We start from the raw sequence: 9,356 nt of genomic DNA, 5'->3' as shown, positions 1-9,356 counted from the left end.
TTTTTCGGCCCGTGAATCACGCAACCAAACGGAAATCAATGGGTCCTGAGCCTAGTGTCTACGCGTACAGACGACTGAAAGTTATGAACCGATGGGGGGCTAAAAATCAGGGCATAAACACTTCAACTAAATTCGCGTTTAGTTTGTAAGTGGACTCCACGTTTGCCTGGCCGTCGTAGAATACAACATCGCTAATTCTGCTTTCAGCTAACAGTTCGCCTTCGATCCAAAATGCTTCGAAAATCGACTTAAATTCAACGCCGCTGGGGTAATCAACATGAATGATCTGGTTCGGCGGCTGCGAAGGTGTGTGAACGCAAGATCCAGCGACCGGGACAAATAGGAACTCAGTGACAACTCGTCCACTGAGTGTAAGCGGCACTATGTACCCAGGCAGCTTGATCGCCGTACCAAGCTTTTCTAAGTTTGGACCGCGCCCGATTGAGTTGTTATGCGCAATGATTTTACGACGTTCAAGCATCAGCTTTTCAACGTCGACTTCATTCGCCGCCAAAACACCTGTGGCTGCATTGTACTCTTTGATAAAATCAGGATCAGAGCGCGTAGTGTTTCCGGACGTTCGCCAACGAACTTGCGTTCTCATTGCGTTTAACAACGGATCCGGCAGGGTTTCAAATGGGGCTTCCAGAGACTTCAGGGTTGGCTTCAAGTCAAGCCAGCTATCCGCCACTTGTTTCTGAATAAATCCATCCAGCGCAGTGGAGTTTGAAGCATAAGTAAAATCATGAGCGCGCCCAGACATGTCAAAACGCTTCGCCCCTGAAGGAGACGTTTGGGCAGCAGGTTTTGGCGAACCTTGGGTAACCTCCGCCTCAGCAGCATTCACTTCCGCGAACCCGAAAACAAAAGCTACCAAAGCGATCAAGTTGCTTGTCATTACAGAGCTCTAAATTTTCCTATTTTAGTAGCATTGCAGCCTAGTTCATCGCACTGGCCTACTTTGCGAAGGTACGTTTATTACAGCGTTTCAAAGACCATCTTCATATGTGAATACTCCGCCCTTCATCGTGGCTACTATCTTCACATCCGCGATGTCAGAAGGAAGCACCGAGAAAAGGTCATCTTCTAGAATAACCAGGTCAGCATACTTGCCAAACTCCAAGCTTCCGATCTTGTCCTCCATCCTCGCTTCATACGCACCACCAAGCGTCGCGGCGTATATACATTGGTCGAGCGTGAGAGCCTGATATACCGGCGGGAAGATACGATCATCGTCCGGATTAGACGGATCGCGCCGGGTAACGGCTGCTTCGCATAGGGTTAATACCCCCATGAGGCTAGGGTCGGTGCTGGGAACGTCCGCGCCTATACTGACGGGTGCGCCCGCGTCCATCAAAGTACGGATGCGTTGAAATTCGGAAACGGTCCTTTCGAGGCCCATAATTTCCATGGCACCGTCAAGCCCACCGCCCCAAGTCGTGCCCCAAATCGGGGTGATGTTAGACAGGATATTGTGCTGTATGATGCGTTCAATATCATCTGGATGCGCAAAAGCTAAGTGTTGAAGCGAGTTGCGGGCTTCGGTGTATCCAGCTTTCTGAGCGTTGACATACGAGTCAACAGTTTCGCGAACGGTTTTTGAGCCATCAACATGCACAGAGACGTCAAGTCCGGCTGCGTTTGCTTTGAGGACAATTTCATCTGTTAGGGCAGCCGATACACCTCGCACTGCCGTTTTTTCAGGCAGGTCCAGCCACGGCTCAAGCATGACCGATGCATGGCTTGTGTGAACCCCTTCCGGGTGTATCTTAATTCCAAGCACGCGAACGTCATCGTTGTCGAATGAAGACTTCAGCTCCAAAGTATTGGCAACCGCGTCGTCCGCATCGAAATCGTCGCCTTTGACAAGGGTCATCATCAAGGTACGAAGCTTGAGTGTGCCTTCGTCAGCTTGTGCTTGCAGGATGTCCAGCGCCACTCGGGTGTCATCGTAGTGTTTCGCCTGAGACTTGATATTTGGTGTAACCAATCCTTGGTTGATGTAGGTGGTGTAGCCAAATCTCGCGGCCAAATCATAAAGCTCTGTTTGGCTCTCTGGGATCATCGTATCTGGCTGCCATGCACCAGATTCCACATAGGCCCCCATCCACGCAAATTCTTTCGCGTAGCCTGTTGGGTTACCCTCGTCATCTCTTACAAAATAGATCAAACCCGGAACTGGGTCGGGAGTGTCTTTGTTCACGCCTCCCATTTCCATAGCTTTGGTGTTCAGCCATGCGTCATGAATGGTGTAATCTTGCAGGAACACGGGTCTGTCAGGTACAATCGCATCCAAATCGGCAGCCGTGAACTCACCGCCCATCAGAGTCGCATTCCATCCAATGCCACGGATAAACTCCTCTTCGGGATTGGCGTCCGCGTACTCTTTAATTAAAGTGAGATAATCCTCTTTGGATTGACCAGAGCCCAATTGGACACCCAATTGCGTCCACCCTGATGCGACAAGGTGTTCGTGGCCGCTGACAAAGCCCGGCAGCACCGTTTGTCCCTGAAGGTCGATGACTTTTGTTTCTTCTCCAATCAGGGATTGGACTCCATCATCGGAACCAACGTAGAAGATTTGCGTTCCCATAATAGCAACTGCTTCAGCCTCAGGCCGTGATGCATCCATAGTGTAGATGTTGCCATTCAATAAGACGGTATCAGCGGTTTGGGCTACAGAGTTTGTGGCGAAAGAGGTCAATAGACCGACTGCTATCATCATCCACTTCATCATTCGCACTCCCAACCCGAAGAAAAGACTAATCAAAGCATGAAACATAATGTCTGCATGTCAAATAAATTTTCTTCGCCTCACTCCTTGTCAGAGGGCTCAGCAGCCAGACGGTCAAAAGGTCACTGACACAGAGCGAAATGGCCGATTTTCTCAACCAAACGAGCGAAGTGCAAAAGTTCAAATGGTGTTGGAAAAAACGAGTCACACAGATATCGCGACCAAATGGAAATTTCACAAAGGTTGCAGGGCACAAGCATCCCTCAAAGTGTAGCGGGCAGCAAAGTCTTTCAGTTCGGAGACCTCCAACTGTCCAGACAATATCCGGCCCCCGCTCCTTCCCCCCGTCATGCGGGAGAAGGCCCTTCGTTTTCAGGTTCGTATCCGCGCGATGCCTTTTGTCGGAGGCCAGCCGCTTCCCCGCAGGCTTCTCACCTGCCCCGCTTTGACCGCGCACGGTCTCGGCGGTCCCCGGTCCGACGAGTGTCTGAAGACGCCCGTCGGCCGGTGGGTTCCGTAGTCGCGTTTCTGCACCGGGCCAGAAGGAGCCGCGTCGGTGCGGGATGGGGTAGTCCCCGAACCATAGTTCACTATTGGAGGCCGGTCGTGAACGTACCGTGGTCACCGCTTTTTTTGATCGTTTGCGAGGGAAAGCAGCAAGCATAAACCGGGCGCAACGGAGACGAGGAGACCCGTCCCGGCCCGGAACGTCCGATTTTTCGTTCTTGCTGACTAAGTGTATTGATCTGTTTTTTTGTTCCTTGTGTTTCGCTCGTCCGCCAACTTAAAAAGCCGCAGCTGTCTCGAAGCGCTGTAGCCTATCAAAAGCGCGGGCGTTTTGGGTCAGCGCTTCAAGTCAGAACCTGGTACCAAATTGTTCTCTTCCTGTTCTTTTGTTTGTGTGCAACGTTTGAATGGATCGCCTTGTGTCATCCAGCCCGATTTTTCGGCAAGCAGAGTTGCTGTGATGCACATTGGCTTTTGGACGTGTGGCTCGAATGCAGAGTGTACAAAGCGGAGAATAAGATGAGCGCTGACTTGGACGCTGGCCTGAACGATCAAGGCGACGTTGAAGATGATGAAGGTGACTATTCGGTCTACCCGCACATGGATGGGATCAAATGCTCGCTGTCATGGAAGCTCGGCAGTTATGGCGAACGCGGTACTCTCTCTGATGACATGATCGAGAGCTTGGCCGAACGGTTTGGCCTGCCAACTCAGCTCGTACGCAAACTCTCTGTGCTTCTTGGGAACTGCCTCAATAACGACGACGACATCGCAATCAACCTGACTGAGGTCCGACGCTCGCAAGCGATTGAACGAGGTCAAAAGTACCTCAAGCAACTTTTGCGGAAAGCCAAACAGAGTTCCATTGGTCCCCAAGAGCTCCGGAACGCATTGGGCTCGCTTTCGACTTGTTTCGCGTCGACGCCAGAAGACGCAGGCCTTCTTCCCCAAGTGCTCGACAAGCTTGAGACCGCAACGACACTTACTCAGGATGTCATCGATGACATTCGACGCATCCATGGGACACCTGGTGCGATTGCGGAGATGTCGCCCCGGGACAAGCGGTTCTCGCGCGACAAACGCCGTCAGTACATTGTCGAGAGCTGCTGTTACATCTGGAAAGATGCCGGTCGCCCCCTAACCTATACGACATACTCAGACGGTCGCCCCGGAGGACAACGGCAAGGTCCGCTCGTCAACTTTATCCAGGCTGTCGTGAAGATGATCACCGAGCCGGGGCAAATCCTGAGCGGTGAGACGATCCGCGTGGACATTGACGGTTTTCGCGACAAGCTTGAGCGCGAAGAGCAAGAGCGTTGGGCGCCGCCGGAATTGGGCAATCAATACACTTAGAATGAGCAAGCCCGCGTTGTCATGGTCATGGCATGACACGCGTTCCTGCCATATCCCCTTCTGACGACCACGCGCACAAGCAGGTTGAGACAGCGATTGACCAGTTGGTCCGATTGCTGGCTGCCCAGGCAGTACAGGAACTGGGCCGGGACGCCTCTGACCAAAAGGAGGCGCATCAGGATGCCACAGATCAATGCCAAGAAGAACCGACCCCGCAAGCTACTGACGGTGAAGGACGTCGCTGAACTGGACAATTGCTCCGAGAAGACGGTGCGCCGTGCGATTGCCGCAGGCCTGCTTGAGGTTATCCGAGTTGGCCCCGGCGGACGCCTCATCCGCATTGATCCGGCAGCTCATGCCGTCTACCGGCAGGCACAGTGCTGGTAGGCAATCGAGATCATTAATGTACATTAATGTCAATAGGTTATGACATTTTCGGGAAGAGGGCTTGCCCGTAAGTTTCTGACTTTCTGTGCTACGCTTTTCCCGAATCGGACCCCCTGTCCACACCCGTCCGCCCGAGACCCGACATGTCCAAAGGAACGTAAACCCGATGACTAGCCAGAGCCCCGTTCCGTTGAGATTGGCCTTCGTCAAAGCCGACACACCGATGTTCGCCGAGCTCATCGACCAACTGCGCTCCGACAGCTCTCTGTCGGACGGACGCCGCCGCGACATGATCTCCGGTCTGCGCCGCGTGGCCAAAGCCCTTGGGCTGCCGCCAGAGGATGTGCCCTGCGACAGTCGCTGGTTGCAGCCCCGTCTGTCCAAAGTCACACCGGCAGCACTCGGTCTTACACCGAAGAGTTGGCAAAACGCGGTGAGTGATGCGCGTGCCGCCCTCGCGCATTTCGGGCTGGTGGAACGGCGCTTCAACCGGATCGATGATCTGTCTCCCGATTGGCAAGCGCTCTGGGCGAATGTATTGGCGTCCGGCGACAAGACATTGCAACCCGCACTCTGCCGCTTCGTGCATTTTCTGAACCGGCAAGGCGTCAAACCCGCCACTGTGCTCAAAGAGCATGCCGCGGCCTATCGAGAAGCCCTTGCGCATAACGAGATCAGCAAATCACCGGATGTCGCGTATCGGGCTGCGGTCAACGGCTGGAACCTGGCGGTCCGACGTATTTCTGAATGGCCCAAGGCCATCCTGCCTCTGGAAACGCGCCAGAAGGTCATCACCTTTCCCGTGACAGCATTTCCTACGCCGTTCCAAAGCGAGCTTGCAAAATTGATGCACCGTCTTGCAACTCCGGACCCGCTGGCAGATGACGGTCAGAACAGGGTACTCCGACCCGCGACCCTGTCCCAATACCAAAGACAGTTGGTTCGGTTTGCCTCCGAACTCGTTCACTCTGGTATCCCGATCGCGGAGATTGGCGGATTGGACGTCCTGATCAATCCGGTGATGGCTGAACAGGGTTTGCGCCAGATGTTATCGCGCACCAACAACCAGACCACAAAGATGATCAGTGAGATCGCCGCGCTGCTCCGCAACCTGGCCCGGATACTTAATGCACCCGATGACGCTCGCGATGCACTGGCCGGGCTTGCCACGCGCCTGGCGGTCAAACCTCAGAATGGCATGACCCAAAAGAACCGAAGCCGGCTGCGGGTGTTGCAAGAGGATCGGCATCAACAGCGCCTGCTGCTCCTGCCTGAACGGATTTTCGCGCGACCACGCGGCATGTCCAAACCGTATGGCTGGGCTCTGGCGCGCGAAGATGCACTCGCCATCGCCATCTTGCTGGTCTGCCCGGTTCGCGTGAAGAACCTGGCTGGCATCCACCTGGAACGCCACCTGCACCGTCCTGGTGATGGCCGAGCCTACCTGGTTCTAGAAGACGGCGAGACCAAAAATGAGCGACCTGTCGAGTTCGAGATCCCGCGTGATGTATTGCGCATGATCGACGTGCATCTCAAATCTCGCTGTCCGGAACTCTGCCCCGCGGGAACGCCTTGGCTGTTTCCCCGGAGGGATGGTCAGCATTCGGTTGATCCTGGCGTTCTGTCTGCGCGCGTCTCCAAACGGATTCGGAAGGAAACGGGGTTGGAGATGAATGCCCACCCGAACCTGTCGGAACTTTATCGCTCCAAGGTCGCCGATCTTGCACAAGCGCTATTGGAACCTTCGATCCGCACCGGGGCTTTGGAGATCATCCGGGGCCTTATCGAACGTGTCACGGTCGAGCACACCAACGAGGGCGTTCAGATCGAACTGGAGGGTGCCCTGGCAGCAATGATTGGGTTGGCCCAAAATGAACAAAGCCGCCCTGAGGCGGCTTGTTCGACCCAAGTGGTTGCGGGGAGAGGATTTGAACCTCTGACCTTCAGGTTATGAGCCTGACGAGCTACCGGACTGCTCCACCCCGCGACGCTTTGGTGTGCCTATTGCCTATTCGGCTACTTGAGGCCAGGTATTATTTTCATCGTTTAGAGAGATTTTGGGCTTTTACTAGGTTTGGCGGTGACCTACTCTCCCGGGGCTTAAGCCCAAGTACCATTGGCGCGGCAGTGCTTAACTTCCGGGTTCGGTATGGGACCGGGTGTTTCACTTGCGCTATGACCACCAAACCGAGGAAAAGCCCTCGGTCGACTTTCTTGCTGTTCAAGAAAGCGACTATGCAGGAGGCCGCGTATTCGCTTGCGAATGCGCGGTCCTGCACGGTTGTGTTAATCAATCAGCGTTGTCCAACTCAAGGTTGGTGTATGCTTTGGTCTTGTCTTTCCATTACTGGATCAAATCAAGCCTATCGGGCGATTAGTACCGGTCAACTGAACGCATTACTGCGCTTACATCTCCGGCCTATTGACGTGGTGGTCTTCCACGGCCCTCAGGGAGACCTTGTTTTGAGGGGGGCTTCCCGCTTAGATGCCTTCAGCGGTTATCCTGTCCGATCATAGCTACCCAGCACTGCCGTTGGCACGACAACTGGTCCACCAGTGGATCGTTCACCCCGGTCCTCTCGTACTAGGGGCAACTCCTCTCAAGTCTCCTACACCCACGGCAGATAGGGACCGAACTGTCTCACGACGTTCTAAACCCAGCTCACGTACCTCTTTAAACGGCGAACAGCCGTACCCTTGGGACCTGCTCCAGCCCCAGGATGAGATGAGCCGACATCGAGGTGCCAAACACTGCCGTCGATATGGACTCTTGGGCAGTATCAGCCTGTTATCCCCGGCGTACCTTTTATCCGTTGAGCGATGGCCCTTCCACTCGGGACCACCGGATCACTATGGCCGTCTTTCGACTCTGCTCGACTTGTCAGTCTTGCAGTCAGGCTGGCTTCTGCCATTGCACTCAACGAGCGATTTCCGACCGCTCTGAGCCAACCTTCGCGCGCCTCCGTTACGCTTTAGGAGGCGACCGCCCCAGTCAAACTACCCGCCACGCAGGGTCCCGGATCCGGATAACGGACCGCGGTTAGACATCAAGAGTGCGAAGGGTGGTATCTCAAGGGAGGCTCCACGGATACTTGCGTTTCCGCTTCAAAGCCTACCACCTATCCTGCACATCACAATCCTGATGCCAGTGCGAAGCTGTAGTAAAGGTGCACGGGGTCTTTCCGTCTAACCGCGGGAAGCCTGCATCTTGACAGGCAATTCAATTTCGCTGAGTCGATGTTGGAGACAGCGGGGAAGTCGTTACGCCATTCGTGCAGGTCGGAACTTACCCGACAAGGAATTTCGCTACCTTAGGACCGTTATAGTTACGGCCGCCGTTTACCTGGGCTTCAATTCAAGGCTCTCACCTCTCCTTTTAACCTTCAGGCACCGGGCAGGCGTCAGACCCTATACGTCGTCTTGCGACTTCGCAGAGCCCTGTGTTTTTAATAAACAGTCGCCACCCCCTGGTTTGTGCCCCCAGCCCCTAGTTGCCTAGGAACCGGGCCTCCTTCTCGCGAACTTACGGAGGTATTTTGCCGAGTTCCTTCAACATCGTTCTCTCAAGCGCCTTGGTATGCTCTACCAGTCCACCTGTGTCGGTTTAGGGTACGGTCTGATGGAGGGCTATTTCCAGGAACTGCTCAGCAGCCCAACCAATCCGATAAGGTTGAACTACACCTGCAATCCGTCACATCCTCCTGGCCTAGGAATATTAACCTAGTTCCCATCGCCTACGCCTTTCGGCCTCGGCTTAGGGGCCGGCTTACCCTGCTCAGATTAGCTTTAAGCAGGAACCCTTGGACTTTCGGCGAGAGTGTCTCTCACACTCTTTGTCGCTACTCATGTCATCATTCTCACTAGTGATCTCTCCACCGGATGGCTCACGCCCCGGCTTCATCGAAAGAACCTATGCCTGCGCTACCGCCTATTCGGCTACTTGAGCGCGATTGCGCGCACCAAATGACCGGCGGTAAAAAAGGCAAGGTTCTATGTCACACTACGCTCTGCTACCGATGCTTACGCATCCCTAGACTTCGGCTCATGGCTTGAGCCCCGTTACATCTTCGCCGCAGGACAACTTATTTAGACCAGTGAGCTGTTACGCTATCTTTAAAGGATGGCTGCTTCTAAGCCAACCTCCTGGTTGTTTTGGTCGTCCCACCTGCTTTCCCACTTAGCCATGAATTGGGGGCCTTAGTCGTAGGTCAGGGTTGTTTCCCTCTCCACTACGGACGTTAGCATCCGCAGTGTGTCTGCCATCTAGTACTCCCGGGTATTCGGAGTTTGGTTAGGATCAGTAAGCCTGTGGGGCCCCATTACCCATCCAGTGCTCTACCCCCCGGGGTATTCGGATGACGCTCTACCTAAATAG

Annotated in this window: 6 protein-coding genes, 1 tRNA gene and 2 rRNA genes (1 of these 9 cut by a window edge); 2 read left to right on the top strand and 7 right to left on the bottom strand. The window is 54.4% G+C overall.

Annotated elements, in window-relative coordinates; translation table 11 throughout:
- Positions 1-106: 106 nt before the first annotated feature.
- Both GS632_RS02735 and GS632_RS02730 read right to left on the bottom strand, forming a co-directional pair.
- Positions 107-898: a DUF3299 domain-containing protein gene (locus GS632_RS02735; protein WP_171722494.1), complete on the bottom strand. Its 792-nt coding sequence runs from the start codon at positions 896-898 to the stop codon at positions 107-109.
- 90 nt (positions 899-988) lie between these two features.
- Positions 989-2,734: an amidohydrolase gene (locus tag GS632_RS02730; RefSeq protein WP_171728243.1), complete on the bottom strand. Its 1,746-nt coding sequence runs from the start codon at positions 2,732-2,734 to the stop codon at positions 989-991.
- A 1,026-nt stretch (positions 2,735-3,760) separates the two neighbouring features.
- Here GS632_RS02730 and GS632_RS02725 point away from each other — a divergent pair.
- Positions 3,761-4,594: a hypothetical protein gene (locus GS632_RS02725; RefSeq protein ID WP_171178884.1), complete on the top strand. Its 834-nt coding sequence runs from the start codon at positions 3,761-3,763 to the stop codon at positions 4,592-4,594.
- A 180-nt stretch (positions 4,595-4,774) separates the two neighbouring features.
- Positions 4,775-4,981 (top strand): helix-turn-helix domain-containing protein, encoded by a 207-nt coding sequence (locus GS632_RS02720; RefSeq protein WP_171178882.1) that lies wholly within the window; start codon positions 4,775-4,777, stop codon positions 4,979-4,981.
- Between the two features lie 88 nt (positions 4,982-5,069).
- Here the strand turns inward: GS632_RS02720 and GS632_RS02715 are convergent, their stop codons facing one another.
- The 5 genes from GS632_RS02715 to GS632_RS02695 form a co-directional block, all read right to left on the bottom strand.
- Positions 5,070-5,618, bottom strand: a complete 549-nt coding sequence (locus GS632_RS02715) for a hypothetical protein (RefSeq protein WP_171728242.1) — start codon at positions 5,616-5,618, stop codon at positions 5,070-5,072.
- Positions 5,619-6,029: 411 nt separating this feature from the next.
- Positions 6,030-6,395 (bottom strand): hypothetical protein, encoded by a 366-nt coding sequence (locus GS632_RS02710; protein ID WP_171728241.1) that lies wholly within the window; start codon positions 6,393-6,395, stop codon positions 6,030-6,032.
- A 496-nt stretch (positions 6,396-6,891) separates the two neighbouring features.
- A tRNA-Met gene (locus tag GS632_RS02705) sits at positions 6,892-6,968 on the bottom strand.
- 85 nt (positions 6,969-7,053) lie between these two features.
- Positions 7,054-7,168 (bottom strand): 5S ribosomal RNA (gene rrf / locus GS632_RS02700).
- 166 nt (positions 7,169-7,334) lie between these two features.
- Positions 7,335-9,356: ribosomal RNA gene (locus GS632_RS02695) — 23S ribosomal RNA — on the bottom strand; it runs 864 nt beyond the window's last position.

This window comes from Ruegeria sp. HKCCD7296 (assembly GCF_013110775.1).
Taxonomy (GTDB): domain Bacteria; phylum Pseudomonadota; class Alphaproteobacteria; order Rhodobacterales; family Rhodobacteraceae; genus Ruegeria.
The sequence above is the reverse complement of the archived record's forward strand: the minus strand, read 5'-3'. Positions and strand labels throughout refer to the sequence as shown.

Coding starts and splice junctions, on each gene's coding strand:
- GS632_RS02735 (WP_171722494.1), bottom strand. CDS start 898: ATGACAAGCAACTTGATCGCTTTGGTAGCTTTTGTTTTCGGGTTCGCG.
- GS632_RS02730 (WP_171728243.1), bottom strand. CDS start 2,734: ATGAAGTGGATGATGATAGCAGTCGGTCTATTGACCTCTTTCGCCACA.
- GS632_RS02725 (WP_171178884.1), top strand. CDS start 3,761: ATGAGCGCTGACTTGGACGCTGGCCTGAACGATCAAGGCGACGTTGAA.
- GS632_RS02720 (WP_171178882.1), top strand. CDS start 4,775: ATGCCACAGATCAATGCCAAGAAGAACCGACCCCGCAAGCTACTGACG.
- GS632_RS02715 (WP_171728242.1), bottom strand. CDS start 5,618: ATGCTCTTTGAGCACAGTGGCGGGTTTGACGCCTTGCCGGTTCAGAAA.